The organism is Methanococcoides sp. LMO-2 (genome assembly GCF_038432375.1).
In the GTDB taxonomy this organism is placed as follows: Archaea; Halobacteriota; Methanosarcinia; order Methanosarcinales; family Methanosarcinaceae; genus Methanococcoides; species Methanococcoides cohabitans.
In genome coordinates this window covers 265,503-284,170 of the sequence record NZ_JBCAUS010000003.1, presented here as the reverse complement: position 1 = coordinate 284,170, position 18,668 = coordinate 265,503, and the positions used below count along the sequence as shown (strand labels likewise).

Sequence of the window (18,668 nt, the reverse complement as noted above, 5' to 3'; positions counted from 1 at the left end):
TATTTGCGAAAGGTATATAATATAATCAAGTTCTGACTGTCGATTATCTGTTGTTTGGCAGTTCAGAACTTTATTAATACAATTGTCTTACTTGTCGGGCACTAAAAAATCAGGTCAGTTCCTTTCCTGAATGTCGACCCTTATAGGTACGATCGCATCCTTTGGTATCGTGTGTATGTATTTCTTCCTGAATTCTGGGTTGCGCATCATACAATATTCTGCAGAGCCTTTGTATGCGCTATGTTTGCCCATGCGCTTCCAGATATCCTCAAGACTGTCCTCTCTTATGTTACCGAAAGCAAGTGGTGTGTATGCACATGGCATGACGTCGCCACCGGATGATACATGTATCCATCTCCTTCCGGCAAAACAGCCAAACTGGTCAGGTCCCATGAAATATGGGAATGCAGTGACCCTTGGTCCGCCAACTGTCCTGTTCTTTTCTTTCTGGAACTTTTCAAGCCTATCGACATCCTTCTGACTGATCGTTTCATCTTCACGTTCAAGCCATCTGCCAACAGCAATGATCTCATAGATTGACATCTCATGCATTCCAAGGCTTTCTGCAAGTCCATAGAAATCTTCCAGGTCGTCGATATTGTCAGGGGAAACGACTACGAACATATCCGTCAGCATACCTGCATCAAGACTGTTCTTAATTCCATCCATTGCATTCTGGTAAGCACCTTCTCTTCCACGGACACGGTCATGCTCGCTTTCGAAAGGACTGTCAATACTGATGTGTGTTGCAAAAAGCCCTGCGTTCTTGAGGTCCGTTGCCCTTTCCGGTGTCAGCCTGAAACCGGATGTAAAACATGTGGCAATGGCTCTTGTCTTATCGACATTTGCAACCATGTCCACTATGTCGCCTCGGAGCATTGTCTCACCACCATCGAACTGTATCGAATATGCTCCAAGATCGATAGCTTCCTCAACTGCCCTGTTGATCTCCTCAACTGTCATCTCAGGATCCGCAACAATTCCTGCAGCCCCGCAGTGGATGCAATTGTAGGGACACTTATCAGTAATTCCTATTGAGAACTGGTCGGGTATCCTTTTCTTCATAATGGCCCCGATCTGTGCACTTATTAGCCTGTTGAAGGCAGTACTGGGTATCGGTGGTGACCATGTGGAAAAAATTATGTTCTCGTCATCTGCCCGGATAGGTTTCTCTTCCTGGAAGATCTTATTGATCCTCTTGATGACAGGGCTTGCAACCGCTGAAAGCGGACCTTCTGTATCCAGGACCACTTTGCCGTTCTCTGTACTGGCATTTACTTTGATTACTGATTTTTCATATACCCGCATATCTTCACCTGGGTTTCTATGATTTAATATTCTGGGATCATTTCGATGGTTATGTAGTCGGTGACCTTAAGAAGTTTGTCTTTTGCATCTGATGGTCCGAACTTTTCGAGGATTTCTTTTGCCATATCCACATACTCTATCGCGACATCGGTTGCTTTTTGTATGGATTCCTGCCGGCTCATGTCCTTCTGGTATATCTGAAGAATGGAGACCGACTCATGGTCTGATCTTTTATCTCCGGAAGTTTCTGTGTATTCCAGAAGGTCATCGACTATCTGGTAAGCTATCCCCAGCTTTTCCCCATAGTCTTTCAACATTTTTGCGGTGGCTTCATCCGCATCTGCGATATATGCTCCCATGGCTGCACTCGCAGCGAAAAGGGAAGCTGTTTTCTTATTAATACAATCAAAATAGTTGCTGTCCTCAAAGGTTCCGTTCGTGCTTTTTATGTCAATGGTCTCGCCTTCTGCCATAGCCATTCCTGCACGTCCGAACTCTCTTACCACGGGGGCAGCATATGATGAGATGAGGTCTATTGACTTTGATATCATGTAGTCTCCTGCAAGCATTGCAGCTGCAGGGCCGAATTTCTTATGGGCGGACTCCACGCCTCTTCTTATAACACCCTCGTCCAGGATATCGTCATGTATCAGGGATGCCGAGTGGATAAGTTCGATGGCGAGTGCGGCATTAACGCTTTTTTCGTAGTTGCCTCCGCATATCCGGGAAGCAAGCATCAGTATTATCGGCCTGACCTTTTTACCGCCGGATCTGCAAATGTGGCCAACCACTGATTGCATCTGGGGTGAATCATCCATACTGCTGATCATATCGTTCATTGCATCGTTGATGTGCTGGTACTCTTCCCATTCTTCGATGTTCATCGCATGCCCTCATAATATGGAATTATTGTTTTGTTTTGATGTTTAGTTCATTCAGAGTACTTTGACGGACATCCCATCACGATCTGCTCTGCATCGATAAGGGTTTCAGAGACCATGGTTCCGGTCAGACTGATGCTTTTTCCCTCTGCGAGGTTTGCGGGGAGGTCAGCAGAGTATTCCACATCGATCTCGTAGTTCTCATCTTCTGCATCTACCAGCGTGAAGGTGGTTATCTCAGGTGAGATGCTCAGGCTACCATTCTTCACAACTCCCATGGTGTTGACCTTCTGTCCCAGATGCTCAGTTGGGTCGGCAGTGATGTCGGATACCATGTAATATCCCTGTTCGACATCCACGCCCCAGAATCCGATCGCAACCACTGCTATTATGGCAATTGTTGTCAGGATCGTCTTTCGTTTTTTATCCATATGCAAATACCTTCATTTTTTAAGCTTCAGAATTAGGGATTCCATCTTAGAACGGTTATAGATCAGGTAACAGATGTATGATAATACTACTATCCATGTGATGACAAAAGCTGCCTGAAATGCCTGTATTCCAAATACCATGCCCGTTCACCCTTCATCGATCTTAATTGCCGGAAAAATCTGGTTTCCTTTGTTATTATCCGTGTCTTGACGACACGGTTTAATATGGGTTCTGTGTAGTATATTGCCATACTATTTAAGTAAATTGAACGAATGTTCTATTGTATTCTTACATTATATATAGGGCATAAAGGAGAACTGTCTGACATGGTAAAACCTCCAAGACTTATCGCATGGGAACTGACATGGGGTTGCAATCTTTCTTGTGTCCATTGCAGGGGTGCATCCACCTCTGAGATACCTGAAGGTGAGCTCTCTACGGATGAAGCAAAGCATTTTGTTGACGAGATCGCTGAAATTGGTGATCCTATCCTCATTATCACCGGTGGGGAACCACTCACCCGGAAAGACGTTTTTGAGGTTGCCAGGTATGCAACCGATAAAGGCTTACGTGTTGCTCTTGCAACAAACGGCACCCTTCTTGATGAGGTCGTTGTGAAAAAGCTCAAGGATGCCGGTGTCCAGCGGGTAAGCATCAGTATCGATGGTTCTACCGCAAAGACCCATGATGAGTTCCGTGGAGTTCCCGGTGCGTTTGAGGGTGCCATGCGTGGGATCGAATATCTCAAAAAAGGTGGTCTCGGTTTCCAGATCAACACCACCATCACAAAAAGAAACCTTGATGAGATCCCTGCAATACTTGAGCTGTCAACCGAGATCGGTGCAGAAGCTCTTCATATATTCCTGCTTGTTCCTACTGGCAGGGGAAAGAACCTCGAGAAAGAGGAGATCCCTCCGGTGGAATATGAGCGCGTTCTCAACTGGTTCTATGACCAGCAGAAGAATGTCAGTATCCAGCTAAAAGCAACCTGTGCTCCACATTATTTCAGGATAATGCGCCAGCGTGCTAAAAAGGAAGGGATCGAGGTCTCTGTAAAGACCCATGGTTATGAGGCAATGACACGTGGATGTCTCGGAGGTACAAGCTTCTGTTTTGTTTCAAGCACCGGCGATGTCCAGCCATGTGGTTATCTGCCTGTAGTTGCGGGAAACATAAAAGAGCAGAGCTTCAAGGAGATCTGGGAAGATTCCAAATTGTTCAATGATCTAAGGGATTTTGACAGTCTGGGCGGCAAGTGTGGAAAATGTAGCTACAAAGGAGTATGTGGCGGATGTCGTGCCCGTGCATATGCTGCCACAGGTGACTACATGGCCGAAGAGCCTTACTGCATATATGTGCCCAGATAATTGGGGCAAGTATCCGGTAAAAGCTGTGTTTGCAGGAAAACATTATAATCTAATGATGGCATGAAGTCTGCATGGCATCCGGGAGCCTGCTAAAAACAGTCTCCTAAAAAACATTTGGTGTTCATTCATATGATACAACTTGATGAAATTGACAAGGATATCCTTAACCTGATCCAGCTGGATTTTCCGCTTGATGTTCATCCTTTTGAAAAACTGAGTGCCCAACTGGGCATCTCTGAAGTGGAACTGCTGCAACGCATGGAGCGTCTGAAAGAAGAAGGTGCAGTGCGCAGGATAGGTCCGGTTATCAACACGAAGAGAGTAGGCGGGATAAGCACTCTTGTTGCATTGAAAGCTCCTGAATCAAGGATCGATGAGATTGCGGAGCTTATCAATCAGCATCAGGAAGTTTCACACAATTATTTGCGCCAGGCAGATTATAATATATGGTTCACAGTATCTGCTGCTAATAGGGAAAGGCTGGAGCAGATAATCAATGACCTTAAGGAAGAGACCGGGTGTCCTCTGATCGACCTGCCTACAAAACGCCTTTTTAAAATTGGGGTGAAGTTCGATGTCAAATGAAAATTCTGGCAACAATTCCTGTGACAATATTGTCATGGATGAATGCGATACCAGACTTTTGAAACTTACTCAGGATGGAATCCCATTCACGCATTCGCCTTTTGCTAAGATTTCTGAAGAATTGGGTATCACTGAGGAAGAAGTTGTCCAAAGGATAGAAAAACTCCAGGAAAACAGTTTTATCCGAAGGTTTGGGGCATCTATCGGGCACCGTGCTATAGGTATCACTGCAAATGCAATGTGCACATGGAATGTACCTGATGAACTTGTAGAAGAGGTGGGTGCCGTAATGGCAGGATTTACGGAAGTGACCCATTGTTATGAAAGGCCTCGTTATCCTGACTGGCCATACAACCTGTTCACAATGGTCCATTCCTATACAAAGGAAGATTGTGAATACGTCGCTTCGGAGATATCCAGGGCTACCGGAATCAGTGATTATCAGTTATTATACAGTGTTCGTGAATTCAAAAAGACAGGTGTGAGGTTGTGAATGGCAGAACAGACCGATGGCCGTAATTATCTGCCGCTTTTCATTGACCTGAGCGAGAAGAAAGTGGTAATTTTCGGTGGAGGCTCTGTTGGTCTTCGCAAAGCATCCCTCTTTTCGGAGTATGCACAAACGCTGGTAGTAAGTGCGGATTTTGTTCCCGAGCTTCGGGATCTTGCATCTTCATCTTCTGTGGAGCTGGTTTCCATGGACCTTATGTCCGCACCCGATGAGAAGCTCAAAGAGTTTGTGTCGGATGCTTTCCTTGTTATTCCTGCAACGAATATAGCTAAGCTCAACGACAGGATCGAAAAATTTGCACGCATGTCAGGTGCTTTGGTGAACCGTGTCGATATGGCGGATGATGTTGTCATTCCTTCTGTTATCAAGAGGGGAGGTCTGACCATCGGAATATCCACTTTTGGTTCGAGTCCTGCAATGTCAAAATACACGCGCAGAAAAATAGAAACGTTTATAACTCCTCAGTATGGGGATATGATACGATTGCAGGACGAGGTCCGCAATATCCTGAAAACCAAAGTTGAAGACCAGAAGGACAGAAAAGCGATCCTCTGGGAGATACTTGAGGATAGGGCTGTCTGGGATGCTCTTGAGATCTCATATGAAAAAGGGTATAATGCAGCATATGATATAGTTCAGGAGCACATAAGCAAGAAAGGTTGATATTATCATGGGATATTACATTAGATTTAAGTTCGATGTTCGTGTTCATGAAGATATGCTACATCTAATGCACGTTCATTGTGGAGGTTCACTGTGACAGAAATATCCAGTATGGTCATTACACATGCCAAGGCTACAGTCGAGGAAATGGAAGATTCATGGCATGGGGACCTCGATGGTGTTCTGAACCAGCTGTATTCAAATGAACTTGTTTATGAATGTGCAGTGCTCAAGACATGCAACCGTGTGGAGATCTATGTTGTTTCCTCAAAGGGTAGCAGCGTACTGTTCCATTTTGCAAAAGAGATGGGTGTGTCAGCTAATATTGTTGAGTTCTATGACCATGATGAATCTTTAAGACATCTTCTCAGGCTTGCATCAGGCCTTGAATCAATGATCATTGGTGAGGACCAGATCCTGGGCCAGATCAAGGACCTGTTCCTTATTGCAAAAGAGGCAGGCACAGTAGGAAAGGTGCTGGATACAGCTTTCAGTAAGGCTATACAGGTTGGCAAGAGGGTGCGAACTGAGACCTTTATCAACAGAGGTGCGGTTTCCATTGCTTCCGCAGCTGTTGACCTTGCCGAGGATATCCTACATGGTCTGAAGGACAAGAACATCCTTGTTGTCGGAACCGGTGAAATGGGTACTCTGGTCACAAAGGCTCTTGCACACAGGGACATGAATGTCATCTACATTGCAAACCGTACATATGAGAAAGCAAAGGATCTTGCTGTGGAACTTGGTGGCGAAGCTGTCATGTTCGACCAGCTTGAGAAATATATCTCAGCCGCCGATGTGGTAATAACTGCAACTTCCGCACCACACTATGTTGTGAAGAAGGATCTTGTGGAAAAGGTAATGGACGGTCGGGAGAACGAACTTCTTCTCATAGATATTGCAAGTCCCAGGGACATTGACCCGCTGGTGGAGGATATTCCTCATGTGATCCTTCGCAATATTGACAGTTTGCGTGTTATCAATGAGAAGAACCTTCAGATGAGGCTGGAAGAGGCCAAGAAAGCTGAGGTCATAGTTGGACAGGAACTGGAACTTCTTGGAGCACAGTACAAACGCCAGAAAGCAGATGTCATTATCTCAGAACTTTACAGCAATTCCTATGGTCTGAGAGAGACCGAGATGGAACATGCCATTAACAAGTTGAGCGCCTATCATACGATGGGTGACTTTGAACGCAAGGTGCTCGTGGACCTCACGCGTGCAATTACCAATAAGATCCTGGCAGAGCCGACCAAGAAATTGCGCAATGCTGCGGAGTATGATGACGAGGAATTCCTGGATTCCGTATCCCGTTTATTTGATATAAGTCCGATCAAGAAGAATAATGAATCTACAAAATAAGAGTTGATACTATGTTCCCACAGGTTAGAATGCGAAGGTTAAGAAGTGGTAAGATACGCGATATGGTTCGGGAGACCGAACTTAGTGCGAACGACCTGATATATCCTATGTTCGTGGATGAGACCATTGATTCTACTGTGGAAGTATCATCCATGCCAGGTGTCCAGAGGTTGCCTCTGGATAAGGTCGTCGATGATGCAAAGGATGCAGCAGATCTTGGAATTCCTGCACTGATCCTTTTCGGAATTCCGGAGCACAAGGACGAGACCGGTACATCCTCTTACGGCGAGGAGGATATCGTCCAGCAGGCCGTCCGTGCCATCAAGGAAGACCTTGGTAAGGACATGGTGGTCATGACCGATGTCTGCATGTGTGAATACACAAGCCATGGTCACTGCGGAATCGTGAACTTTGAGACCGAGGAAGTTCTAAATGACCCTACCCTTGACATACTTGGCAAGATCGCTGTGAGCCATGCAAAGGCAGGTGCTGATATTGTGGCCCCTTCCGGTATGATGGATGGTATGATCAGTGCAATGCGTACGGCTCTTGATGAGGAGAACTTCAAGAACATTCCTATCATGTCCTATGCAGCTAAATATTCTTCAGCGTTCTACGGTCCTTTCAGGGATGCAGCAGATTCCGGTTTCCAGTTCGGTGACCGTTCAGCTTACCAGATGGATCCTGCAAATTCCGATGAAGCGATCCGCGAGGTCGAACTGGACATACTCGAAGGCGCTGACATGGTGATGGTCAAGCCGGCTTTGCCTTATCTTGATATCATCTATCGTATCAAGCATGAGTTCAAGATGCCTACTGCTGCTTACAATGTCAGTGGTGAGTACTCAATGCTCAAGGCAGCAGCAGAGAAGGGATGGCTGGATGAGAATAAGGTCATGTATGAATCATTGATGTCGATCAAGCGTGCAGGTGCTGATATGATACTGACGTATTTCGCAAAGGACCTTGCAAGGATGTTGAAATAATTTAATGCTGACAGCTTTATTCAACTTGATAATTTCATCTTAACATAATCACAGATCAAATTCCAAATGGTGTTATAATGGTTACTTTAGACAAATCCAAGGATCTATTCGACAAAGCAAAAATGCTACTTCCAGGCGGTGTGAGCAGTCCGGTACGTGCAATCAAGCCATATCCGTTCTACACAGAGTCCGCGAAAGGTTCTCATATCACTGATGTTGATGGCAACGAGTACATCGATTACTGTCTTGCATACGGTCCCAAGATACTGGGGCATGCAAACCCTGTAATCAGGCAGGCGATCATTGACCAGCTTGACAAAGGCTGGCTTTACGGAACCCCGACCCAGCTTGAGGTTACCCTTGCAGAGAAGATCGCATCCCTCTATCCAAGCATCGATATGCTTAGGTTCATTTCAACAGGTACCGAAGCTACCATGAGTGCTCTCAGGGCTGCCCGTGGTTTTACAGGTAAGAATAAATTCATCAAGATCGAAGGTGGTTTCCATGGCGCTCACGATGCTGTGCTTGTGAAAGCAGGCTCCGGAGCAACCACACACGGTGAGCCGGATTCCCTTGGAATTCCTGCAGATTTCACAAAGAACACCCTTCAGGTCGCTTACAACGATATCGAGGCAATGACAGAGGTCATCGAGGCCAACCAGGATGACATGGCTGCGGTAATTATGGAACCTGTACTGGGTAACATTGGTCCTATACTTCCTGAAGGCGATTACCTGAAAGAGGTCAGAAAGGTCACTGAAGAGAACGATGTTGTCCTTATCTTTGACGAAGTTATCACCGGTTTCAGGCTTGCAATGGGTGGTGCACAGGAGTACTTCGGTGTCACACCTGACATGACAACCCTTGGAAAGATCATAGGTGGCGGTCTTCCTATCGGCGTTTTCGGTGGTAAGCGTGAGATAATCGATATGATATCACCGTCAGGTTCAGTTTATCAGGCAGGAACCTTTAGCGGAAGTCCTGCATCAGTTGCAGCCGGTATTGCAGCCCTTGATGTACTTGAGAAGGAAAAGGTCCATGAAAAGCTTGAAGCAACTGGTAATATGATGCGTTCCAACCTTACGGATATCATTGCAGACAAGGGACTCGATTACAATGTCAGTGGTATTGGTTCAATGTTCAAGGTGTTCTTCGGGGATATGCCTCTGAACTATCAGGACGCTCTCAAATGTGACAAGGAAGGCTACTTGCAGTTCTTCCACAACATGCTGGACAGCGGTGTTTTCGTACCACCTTCCCAGTTCGAGACAAACTTCCTTTCAACAGCTCACACTGAGGATGATATCGAGAAGACCCTTGATGCATACGCAGCTAACCTGAAATAATTCCAGGAGAGATCACAGTATGATACTGGGAACCCGTGGAAGTGCTCTTGCCGTTGCTCAGGCAGACCTTGTTACTAAAATGCTCGAAGAACGCGGGCATGAACTGGAAAGAGAGATAATCAAGACATCAGGCGATGTTTTCACAGACCGCCCCCTTCATGAGGTTGCAGGCGTGGGAGCATTTGTCCGCGAACTTGATGACAGGATGATCGCCGGTGAAGTGGACATTGCAGTCCACTCCATGAAAGACCTTCCTACAATAAGACCTCCTGAGCTTGCTATTGCAGCAGTTCTGGAGCGAGATTCTCCTTATGATGTTCTCCTTACACAGGACGGCTCAACACTGGATGAGCTTCCTGATGGTGCTATTATCGGCACGACCTCTATGCGCAGGCGTGCACAGCTTTTGCGCTTCCGTCCTGACCTCAACATACAGGACCTGAGAGGCAACATCAATACGCGTATAAAGAAACTTGAAGACGGATTGTATGATGGTATATTGCTTGCAGAAGCAGGCCTGCAGCGCATGGGTTGGGAAATGAACGTCCATCGCCTTCCTCCTGAAGGATTCTGTCCTTCTGCCAACCAGGGAACCATTGTGATCGTTACCAGATCTGGAAGTGAGGCAGAGAAGATCTGTTCTGAACTTAACCATGAGAAGTCAAGGATCGAAACCGAGGTCGAACGTATACTAATTACGGATGTCGAAGGCGGTTGTGTTGTTCCTATCGGCTCGTTCGCACGTATCAGTGATGACGGCGATGAGATCCACGTACTCGTGGAAGTGCTGTCCCTTGATGGCACACGTGAAGTGCGCATCGATGAGATGATCCCGATGAAGAACTACCGTGAACATGCAGCCAGCATCGGAAGGATGCTTGTTGAAATGGGTGGCAAGGAACTCGTCCGGGATGCTGTGTGCGAGCTTTCCGGCTGTGAAGATGAGTGAATTGATCGGAGTGATATATTATGGTAAAGATCACAGGCATTGAATTCAGGAATCCCACAATACTTGCATCGGGTATCATGGGTACCACAGGTGCTTCCCTTGTACGTATGACAAATTCCGGTGCAGGTGCGGTGGTTACAAAATCCATCGGGCCGGAGCCGAAGATCGGGCATCCGAATCCCAGTATGGTCAAGCTGGACTGCGGTTTCCTGAACGCAATGGGTCTGCCAAATCCTTCCTATGCGGATTTCGTTAATGAGATAAAGATCGCAAAAGAAGGCGCTGATGTTCCTGTGATCGCAAGTATCTTTGGCGGAAATGCGGAGGAATTCGTCAGGGTTGCTGAAGGTCTGGCTGATGCCAAACCTGATGCATTTGAACTTAACGTCAGCTGTCCGCATGCGGAAGGTTACGGTGCTACAATAGGAACCGATTCCTGTATGGTGGAAGCGATCACCGCTGCCGTTTGTGATGCCGTGGATGTCCCGGTATGGGTAAAGCTGACACCAAATGTTACTGATATTAAATCAATAGGCAAAGCTGCTGAGAACGGCGGTGCTGCTGCTGTTGTGGCTATCAACACCCTGCGTGGAATGGCTATTGACATCAATTCCGGGTATCCCATACTTGGAAACCGGTTCGGAGGACTTTCCGGTTCAGCGGTAAAACCGGTTGCTATCAAGTGTGTCTATGACCTTTATGAGGCACTGGATATCCCTGTGATAGGTGTTGGTGGAGTGTCCTCATGGGAAGATGCAGTTGAGATGATAATGGCAGGCGCAAGTGCTGTCCAGATCGGTTCAGCTGTTCATGAAGGCGTAGAGGTCTTTGCAGACATTGCAACAGGTATCGAGCAGTTCCTGCAGAACAATGGTTATGCCGGTGTCGAAGATATTACCGGCCTTGCCCACGAGGTGATCTGATGCGTCCAATTAATTCTAAAATAACACAGATCGTAGAGGAAACTCCTTCTATCAGGACATTCCGTTTTGACACGTCCCTCGATGATGCCCAGCCAGGCCAGTTCGTAATGGTCTGGGTACGTGGCGTGGACGAGGTCCCAATGGGCTGCTCCTTCAAGAACGGTATCACCGTACAGAAAGTAGGTGATGCTACATCACGTCTCTTTGAGATGAAGGAAGGCGATTCCGTCGGTCTTCGTGGTCCTTTCGGAAAGGGCTTCACATTACCTGCAAAGGATGAGAACATACTGATAATCGCCGGCGGAGTTGGCGTTGCTCCACTTGGACCGCTTGCTGATGAGGCCGCTTCCGTAGGTGCAAAAGTTACCACGATACTCGGTGCAAGGAATGCATCGGAGCTTGTTTTTGAGAAAAGGTTCTCAGAGGCAGGGGGTATAACTGTGACAACAGACGATGGTTCTGCCGGAACCTGTGGTTTTGTCACAACTGTACTTGCAGAAATGGATGTTTCCGAATACGACCGCATATGCGTATGTGGCCCTGAGATCATGATGTTCAATGTCCTCAAGATGTTAGAGGAAAAGGGTGCACATGATCGGGCAGAGTTTAGTCTCCACAGGTATTTCAAATGCGCAATCGGGGTGTGTGGTGCCTGCTGCATGGACCACGAAGGGCTGAGGGTCTGCAAGGACGGTCCTGTACTGAACGGTTCCTTATTGCTGGATTCAGAGTTCGGCAACTACAAGAGAAGTTCCAGCAGCCAGAGGGTTAAGGTCTGAAACTGATTTCTGGCCACAATCCCTATTTCTCATTTTTAGTGGGCTACTACCTTCTTTTCAAGATGTTCTTTTGCTTTTGAAAGTACTTCATTGAAAAGTATCAGCAGGTTTCCTTCAAAGACCATCAGGTCGATGTCGTACTGTTCTCCTCTGGAAGCGTAGAGTGTTGTCAGTTCGAGGTCCTTTTCAGCTTCTGACCTGATCGATTCAAAGGGTTGGTCCCAGTGTGAGGACTTCTTGTAGGCAATAATGTTTTCCAGTGTGCTTTCATCAAGATAGGTCCCCACCCACTGGAAAAGCTGTGCTCTGTACTGTTCAGTAATCTCTACATTTCGCAGGTAAGTTAGTGCATGAGCTTTTGCACTGTCACTAAGTCCGATATCCTCAATATAGGTCATGTTCCCCACCATTCCGAACATATCTGGATATGCGTATTTTAAATATTGAAATCCTGATTCGCAGTATTTCTATATTTATATATAACCACAATCAAAGATATACTTTTTCCATTTTGAAATTTATTCTTCGGCAAAGTCATAAATTTATTTAGTAGGCAGTGCTTGTTTTCATATACTACTTATATAAAGACTTACTTTAAGCAGAGAATGAAAAAAGTCGTGAACTATGATATATTAAGGGAGCTATTGATCTTTGCCATTGCATTATTGCTTGCAGTGATGTTCTGGCAGAACAACATTCTACTGACCTTCCTGATGATCCTCGTTTATGGTGCAAGACAGTTCAAATGGTCTGCAAAAGGAGACAACATCATCTATGTCTCAGGCATTATTCTTGGATGTACCGCCGAGTTCATAGGTACCCATCTTGGTGTCTGGACCTACTCTGCTCCTTTGTTCATGAACATTCCTCTCTGGCTCCCATTTGCCTGGGGTCTGGTCTCCGTGATCATTATCAGGGTCTCTCTTCCGTTCATCGAGGAATGATCCGGAAAAGGCCTAATTAATTGGATCTGGTTGCCTATAAATAGCTTCAGTTCAATTTCCTTTTGGGGTATTGTAATGTCTGACATAGATATTGTTGAAGTTGGGCCACAGCTGGTCATTGGAATGAGGAAGACTGGAAAGTATGAGCTGATCGCAGAGATGCTTCCCGATCTTTTCCATTATGCATTTGATAATGGTCTTGAGATCACAGGAGGTCCGACATTCATCTGTCATGAAATCGGTGAAGAGGCGGCTATGAAGGCCTATCGTGAAGGGAATGCGGATGTGGAGGTAGCTGTCCCGATAGCCAATAAGGTAGATGGGACTGACACGATAAAGTGCTACGAACTTCCCGGCGGAAAGATGGTAAAGACCATCCACAAGGGTCCGTATGAAGATAGCACACAAACCTATAGGGAATTCTTTGCCTGGATCGAGGAAAAAGGACTGACCATTACAGGACCAACAAGGGAGATCTACCTGAACGATCCTATGGAAGTTCCTCCTGAGGAGATCCTCACCGAGATATACGCACCGGTGGACTGATCCACCTTCTTTTTCTGTCTATGCGATTGTTTGTTCCTGACAATAACTGATTTAAATCATCACTTACGATGCTATCCTCATGGACCAGCCTGAAAAATCCGGCAAGATCCCGGAACTTATGATGGGTGTAAAGAACCGTGCAGCACTTTCGGCATGCAAGGATCATGCAGATGGCGTTTATTTTTCAGTTGACAGGTTCAGCCTCAGGGCAAGGGCCTGTGATATCACTCTTGATGACCTGAACTCTTTTGTTTCTGATGTTAAGGAGCAGGGTATGAATGCTTACCTTGCACTGAATACCGTGATCTATCCCGATGACCTTCCCGAGCTTGATGAAGTGATCGATGCAGTGGCATCATCAGATGTTGATGCTGTCATTGCCTGGGACCCTGCTGCGATCACAAAAGCGGTGGATGCAGGTCTGCGTGTCCACATTTCCACACAGGCGAACGTGTCCAACTGGCAGACGGTCAATTTCTATGCATCCCTCGGAGCTTCCCGTGTGGTGCTTGCAAGGGAGCTGAGCCTCGAGCAGATAAAGGACATCCGGCAGAACACCGATACCGAACTGGAAGTTTTCATACATGGTGCCATGTGCCAGGCCATATCCGGCAGGTGTTATCTTTCAGCCTATATCCTTGGCAAGTCCGGCAATTGCGGGGAATGCTCACAGCCATGCCGCTGGGGCTGGAAACTGGTGGGCGAGGACGGGAGCGAGGTTGACCTTGAAGGCAAGTACCTGCTCAGCGCAAGGGACCTCTGCATGATCGAACACATCCCTGAGCTTATCGATGCAGGCGTGGATGCATTCAAGGTTGAGGGGCGGTTGAGGGATACAAGATACACTTCAACGGTTTCCCGGTGCTATCGCGAAGCACTTGATGCGTACAGGGAAGGTACTTACACTCAGGAGAAGGCTGCCGGCTGGAAGGAAGAGATGGCATCGGTTTTCAACAGGGGCTTTTCCACAGGCTTTTATTTCGGTGTTCCGGGTCCTGATGGGATGTATATCGAGCAGGATATGAATATCTCTGTTGTAAAGAGGCAGGCTGTAGGTGTTGTGACCAACTATTATCGTAAACAAGGTGCTGCAGAGGTAAAGCTTCTGGAATCCGGAATTGAGGTTGGTGATGAGATCATCATCGAAGGTAAGAATACATACCTTGAGCAGAAAGTGACCGAGATCCGGAATGATGACGGATCAGTTCAGAGGGCTGAACCCGGGGAAGAGATCGGCCTTGCTGTTGAGGGCAAGGTACGTGAGAATGACAGGGTTTACAGGCTTGATGTGCCGGATTCTTCTAAATAATTATAGATTACCGATCCGATCAAAATTAGAAGTTTATTTCTACCATTAATCTATTTTAATATTTAGGAAGTGTATTAATGGACAAATTCATGGAAGCAGCAATAGACGAAGCAAGATCCGGAAGCAGTGATGGTGGAATTCCCATCGGCTCAGTTCTCGTAAGGGATGATACTATCATTGGCAAGGGCCATAATTTACGTGTACAGGAGGACGATCCCATGGCACACGCTGAGATATCATGCCTCAGGGATGCAGGACGGATCGGGAATTACCGGGGCTCGATTCTCTATTCCACTTTGATGCCATGCTATCTTTGTGCTGGCGCGGTTGTACAATTTGGGATCAAAAAGGTCATTGTTGGCGAGTCAAGGACCTTCCCGGGTGCAAAGGAATTCATGGAATCCCACGGTGTTGAAGTGGTAGACCTTGATCTCGATGAATGTGTGGCTATGATGGAAGATTTCATCAGAAGCAATCCGGAACTCTGGAACGAAGATATTGGGGAATAACTTCTTCTGCTCCGGAAATTATTTTTTTGTCGTTTTGGACCGATGTACCATCTGCATTAGATGCGGTTTTGCGTTGGTCACTTTTTCGTTTTGATCTTAGAGAAATTTAATCCTTTTCAGTCACTCTGAAACCTGTGAGGCTGAAAACTAATAAATATCTTGTATCCCATTTTTTAGTGATTACAGTCAATAGGTCCTGAAATTATCAGGAATTGTACAGTTGTTATTCCTATCAGTTTTTACAGAGCAGGATGAATATTCTATGGCAGCCCCAATTGCAGAAGAACTTGCAAAAAAGCAACAGGCGATAAGCGTTGCGGAATTCTTTGAGAAGAACAGGCAGATCCTTGGTTTTGATTCGGCACCACGCAGTCTTATCACTACCGTAAAGGAAGCAGTGGACAATTCCCTTGATGCATGTGAGGAAGCAGAGATCCTACCGGATATCCTGCTTCATATTGAGCGTGTGGGAAAGGACAATGTCTCGGTGATAATTGAGGATAATGGTCCCGGTATCATAAAGGAGCAGATCCCCAAGGTATTTGCAAAGCTGCTTTACGGTTCACGTTTCCATGCACTGAAGCAGAGTCGTGGACAGCAGGGTATCGGAATATCAGCTTCTGTCCTTTACGCCCAGCTCACAGCAGGCCACCCCACAAAGATCATCTCCAAGATCGGCAGTGGTTCCCCTGCTCACCACTATGAGCTCATGATCAATACCAGTACCAATGACCCGGAGATCCTTCTTGATGAGGTCATTGACTGGGACCGTCCTCACGGCACACGCGTGGAGATGGAGATGGAAGCTTCCTATGTAAAGGGTCGCAGGCAGTCCATCTATGAGTACCTGAAGGCGACTGCCATCGTCAATCCTCATGCAAGGATCACACTTATCGAGCCGGATGGTAATGAGGTCATATTTGAAAGGGCAACAGACAAGCTCCCTGTTCCTGCAAAGGAGATCCTGCCACATCCTCACGGCATTGAGCTCGGTACGCTCATGAAGATGCTTCGCTATACAGAGCGCCAGAAGCTTGCACCGTTCTTACGTTATTCTTTCTCCAAGATTGGCCTGCTCACAGCCGAAGAGATCTGCAAGGCAGCAGGACTCGACCCTGAGATGCCTCCGTCGGAGATCTCAAGGGATATGTCAAAGAAATTGCTTGATGCCTTCAAGAAGGTAAAGATCATGTCTCCTCCAACCGATTGTCTCTCTCCTATCGGTGAAGAACTGATCTATAAGGGGCTTGAGAAGGAGTTCAATGTTGATTTCATTGCGACCACCACAAGGTCGGCTTCCGTTTTCTCAGGAAATCCTTTCGTTGTGGAAGTAGGTATTGCATACGGCGGTGACCTCCAGAAGGACGACCGTGTGGATATAATGAGATTTGCCAACCGTGTTCCGCTGCTCTACCAGCAGGGTGGCTGCGTTACAACTCATGCGGTAGAGGGCATCAAGTGGAAACAGTACGGACTGAACCAGCCGGGAGGTGGCATGCCCACCGGTCCTGTGGTGATCCTTATCCATGTTGCGTCCACCAATGTTCCTTTCACTTCCGAGTCCAAGGATGCCATTGCTGAGATCCCTGAGATCAGGGACGAGGTTGAACTGGCCGTCAAGGAAGTATCGAGGAAACTGAATCGTTATTTGAAACGTCAGGGTACCCTGAAGAAGAGGCGTGAGAAAGAGGTCATAATCACCAAAGTGCTGCCAAAGATGGCACAAAAACTTGCTGAGACCCTTGAGCGAGATGTTCCCGACATCAACCCTGTGGTTGCAAAGGTAATGGGTAACCTTCTTGTCATGCGCAGGGTCGAGCTTGACGGAAATGGTGGTGCCAATGTATCTGTGACCGTGAAGAACCATGGAAGCAAACTTGCCGATTTCAAACTTCATGACATGCTCCCGTATGAGATCAGGGATGTTGTACCTGAGCCAAAGATCATCTCAATGGGCAGCGATTATGATTATGTCTGGAACCTCAAGCTTTCTCCTGATGCTTCCAAAGCGGTGACCTACAAACTGGAGACAGTCACTGAGTCTGACATATCCAGACTTCCGCAACTGATCGTGGAGGGTATGGAGGAAGAACTTGTGACCGGTGCAAAGGCTATCAAAGGGGTGATCTGAAATGGCAGACGATGTAGAATCAAGATATTCACAACAGAAAAAACAGCATGATCTGCTGGCAAAGAACCGCCTGCTCGGTCTGACCGAGAGTCTTTACGACCAGTTCGTGGACGAGGTCGTCCCGAATGTCAGCATTTCAAGCCGTACCAAGAACAACATCGAGTACAGTGAAGATAGTGATGTCTGGGTATATGGCGACCGTGAGACCCAGAGGACCGCCAAGACCGTCAAGGGTGCTTTCCAGTTGCTCAAGACCGTACATTCTGTGGATTTCCTGGTAAAGAACCACCTTGCACAGGACCGTGGTTCGACCTTGAGGGAGTTGTACTATATCTCAGAGAACTGGGATATCGCCAAGTTCCGCGAGCAGGCCGAGAGTAACAGGCTGATCGAAGACCTTGAGATCATAACAGCGCTCCAGAGGGAATATTTCCACATGCGTCCGGAAGAGGACGGAGCTACCATGTTCGGTCCGATCAGGATACGCGAGGAAACAAAACGTGGTGCACGTGTCATACACTGCCAGGAGGATATCGGTGAGAGCGGTTATCAGATTCCGTTCAACGTTGAGAACATCGAGTTCCTTGATCATGATGCCAAGTTCATCATTGCGATAGAGACTGGTGGTATGTATGCGAGACTTATCGAAAATGGCTTTGATGAAAAGTACAATGCCATTCTTGTACACCTGAAAGGTCAGCCTGCCAGGTCAACACGTCGTCTTATCAAGAGGATGAACGAAGAGCTCGGTATACCAGTAGTGGTCTTTACTGATGGTGATCCATGGTCCTACAGGATCTTCGCATCTGTTGCTTACGGTGCTATCAAGAGTGCTCACCTTTCTGAGTTCATGGCAACACCTGCGGCAAAGTTCATTGGGGTGCAGCCATCCGATATCGTGGAATATGAACTTTCCACCGACAAGCTCACCGACAAGGATATCGATGCATTGAGAAGTGAGATGACTGACCCGAGGTTTGCAAGCGACTACTGGAAAGAACAAATAAGCCTGCAGCTTAACATTAAGAAAAAGGCCGAACAACAAGCTTTTGCAGGAAAGGGTCTGGATTTCGTGACGGATACGTATCTTCCGAACAGGCTGAGTGAGATGGATATTATCTGATCCATCCACCTTTT

At 46.8% G+C, this 18,668-nt stretch carries 21 protein-coding genes; 16 read left to right on the top strand and 5 right to left on the bottom strand.

What is annotated here, in order from left to right; translation table 11 throughout:
* Window positions 1-114: 114 nt before the first annotated feature.
* From WOA13_RS06560 to WOA13_RS06545, 4 genes are read right to left on the bottom strand one after another with little or no spacing between them, the layout of a single operon-like run.
* Window positions 115-1,308, bottom strand: a complete 1,194-nt coding sequence (locus WOA13_RS06560) for a radical SAM/SPASM domain-containing protein (RefSeq protein WP_342127142.1) — start codon at window positions 1,306-1,308, stop codon at window positions 115-117.
* Between the two features lie 23 nt (window positions 1,309-1,331).
* Entirely contained in the window at window positions 1,332-2,192 is an 861-nt protein-coding gene (locus WOA13_RS06555; protein ID WP_342127141.1) for a polyprenyl synthetase family protein, read from the bottom strand.
* A 47-nt stretch (window positions 2,193-2,239) separates the two neighbouring features.
* Entirely contained in the window at window positions 2,240-2,620 is a 381-nt protein-coding gene (locus WOA13_RS06550) for a cytochrome c maturation protein CcmE domain-containing protein (protein WP_342127140.1), read from the bottom strand.
* A 12-nt stretch (window positions 2,621-2,632) separates the two neighbouring features.
* The gene (locus WOA13_RS06545; RefSeq protein ID WP_342127139.1) at window positions 2,633-2,761 is read right to left on the bottom strand and encodes a CcmD family protein; all 129 of its coding nucleotides are present in this window, start codon (window positions 2,759-2,761) and stop codon (window positions 2,633-2,635) included.
* Between the two features lie 186 nt (window positions 2,762-2,947).
* Between WOA13_RS06545 and ahbD the strand changes: the two genes are divergently transcribed.
* The 10 genes from ahbD to WOA13_RS06495 all read left to right on the top strand — a co-directional run bounded on the left by ahbD (window position 2,948) and on the right by WOA13_RS06495 (window position 12,092).
* A complete protein-coding gene (ahbD, locus tag WOA13_RS06540) occupies window positions 2,948-3,988 on the top strand; it encodes a heme b synthase (protein ID WP_342127138.1) in 1,041 nt (346 codons plus the stop codon).
* A gap of 129 nt (window positions 3,989-4,117) precedes the next feature.
* Entirely contained in the window at window positions 4,118-4,573 is a 456-nt protein-coding gene (ahbA, locus tag WOA13_RS06535) for a siroheme decarboxylase subunit alpha (RefSeq protein ID WP_342127137.1), read from the top strand.
* A gap of 34 nt (window positions 4,574-4,607) precedes the next feature.
* The gene (gene ahbB / locus WOA13_RS06530) at window positions 4,608-5,066 is read left to right on the top strand and encodes a siroheme decarboxylase subunit beta (protein WP_342127180.1); all 459 of its coding nucleotides are present in this window, start codon (window positions 4,608-4,610) and stop codon (window positions 5,064-5,066) included.
* The gene (locus WOA13_RS06525; protein ID WP_342127136.1) at window positions 5,067-5,747 is read left to right on the top strand and encodes a precorrin-2 dehydrogenase/sirohydrochlorin ferrochelatase family protein; all 681 of its coding nucleotides are present in this window, start codon (window positions 5,067-5,069) and stop codon (window positions 5,745-5,747) included.
* Between the two features lie 93 nt (window positions 5,748-5,840).
* Window positions 5,841-7,109 (top strand): glutamyl-tRNA reductase, encoded by a 1,269-nt coding sequence (hemA, locus tag WOA13_RS06520; protein WP_342127135.1) that lies wholly within the window; start codon window positions 5,841-5,843, stop codon window positions 7,107-7,109.
* 11 nt (window positions 7,110-7,120) lie between these two features.
* The gene (hemB, locus tag WOA13_RS06515) at window positions 7,121-8,095 is read left to right on the top strand and encodes a porphobilinogen synthase (RefSeq protein ID WP_342127134.1); all 975 of its coding nucleotides are present in this window, start codon (window positions 7,121-7,123) and stop codon (window positions 8,093-8,095) included.
* Between the two features lie 77 nt (window positions 8,096-8,172).
* A complete protein-coding gene (hemL, locus tag WOA13_RS06510) occupies window positions 8,173-9,441 on the top strand; it encodes a glutamate-1-semialdehyde 2,1-aminomutase (protein WP_342127133.1) in 1,269 nt (422 codons plus the stop codon).
* A gap of 19 nt (window positions 9,442-9,460) precedes the next feature.
* Window positions 9,461-10,390, top strand: coding sequence for a hydroxymethylbilane synthase (gene hemC, locus WOA13_RS06505; RefSeq protein WP_342127132.1), 930 nt, complete (start codon window positions 9,461-9,463; stop codon window positions 10,388-10,390).
* A gap of 20 nt (window positions 10,391-10,410) precedes the next feature.
* Window positions 10,411-11,313 carry a dihydroorotate dehydrogenase gene (locus tag WOA13_RS06500; protein ID WP_342127131.1) on the top strand — a complete coding sequence of 301 codons (903 nt, stop codon included), beginning with the start codon at window positions 10,411-10,413 and terminating at the stop codon, window positions 11,311-11,313.
* Window positions 11,313-12,092 carry a dihydroorotate dehydrogenase electron transfer subunit gene (locus WOA13_RS06495; RefSeq protein WP_342127130.1) on the top strand — a complete coding sequence of 260 codons (780 nt, stop codon included), beginning with the start codon at window positions 11,313-11,315 and terminating at the stop codon, window positions 12,090-12,092. Before WOA13_RS06500 ends, WOA13_RS06495 begins: the two co-directional genes overlap by 1 nt.
* A 35-nt stretch (window positions 12,093-12,127) precedes the next feature.
* Here the strand turns inward: WOA13_RS06495 and WOA13_RS06490 are convergent, their stop codons facing one another.
* Entirely contained in the window at window positions 12,128-12,490 is a 363-nt protein-coding gene (locus tag WOA13_RS06490; RefSeq protein ID WP_342127129.1) for a hypothetical protein, read from the bottom strand.
* A 207-nt stretch (window positions 12,491-12,697) separates the two neighbouring features.
* On the opposite strand from WOA13_RS06490, the gene WOA13_RS06485 reads away from it, so the two are divergent.
* The 6 genes from WOA13_RS06485 (at window position 12,698) to WOA13_RS06460 (ending at window position 18,654) form a co-directional block, all read left to right on the top strand.
* Window positions 12,698-13,036, top strand: a complete 339-nt coding sequence (locus WOA13_RS06485) for a hypothetical protein (protein WP_342127128.1) — start codon at window positions 12,698-12,700, stop codon at window positions 13,034-13,036.
* A gap of 75 nt (window positions 13,037-13,111) precedes the next feature.
* Complete coding sequence (locus tag WOA13_RS06480) at window positions 13,112-13,582, top strand: GyrI-like domain-containing protein (protein ID WP_342127127.1); 471 nt, start codon at window positions 13,112-13,114, stop codon at window positions 13,580-13,582.
* Between the two features lie 79 nt (window positions 13,583-13,661).
* On the top strand, window positions 13,662-14,891 hold the full coding sequence (locus tag WOA13_RS06475) for a peptidase U32 family protein (protein ID WP_342127126.1): 1,230 nt from the start codon (window positions 13,662-13,664) through the stop codon (window positions 14,889-14,891).
* Between the two features lie 77 nt (window positions 14,892-14,968).
* Window positions 14,969-15,400: a nucleoside deaminase gene (locus WOA13_RS06470; protein ID WP_342127125.1), complete on the top strand. Its 432-nt coding sequence runs from the start codon at window positions 14,969-14,971 to the stop codon at window positions 15,398-15,400.
* 262 nt (window positions 15,401-15,662) lie between these two features.
* Entirely contained in the window at window positions 15,663-17,531 is a 1,869-nt protein-coding gene (locus tag WOA13_RS06465; protein ID WP_342127124.1) for a DNA topoisomerase VI subunit B, read from the top strand.
* A gap of 1 nt (window position 17,532) precedes the next feature.
* Complete coding sequence (locus WOA13_RS06460; protein WP_048205781.1) at window positions 17,533-18,654, top strand: DNA topoisomerase IV subunit A; 1,122 nt, start codon at window positions 17,533-17,535, stop codon at window positions 18,652-18,654.
* Window positions 18,655-18,668: the final 14 nt, after the last annotated feature.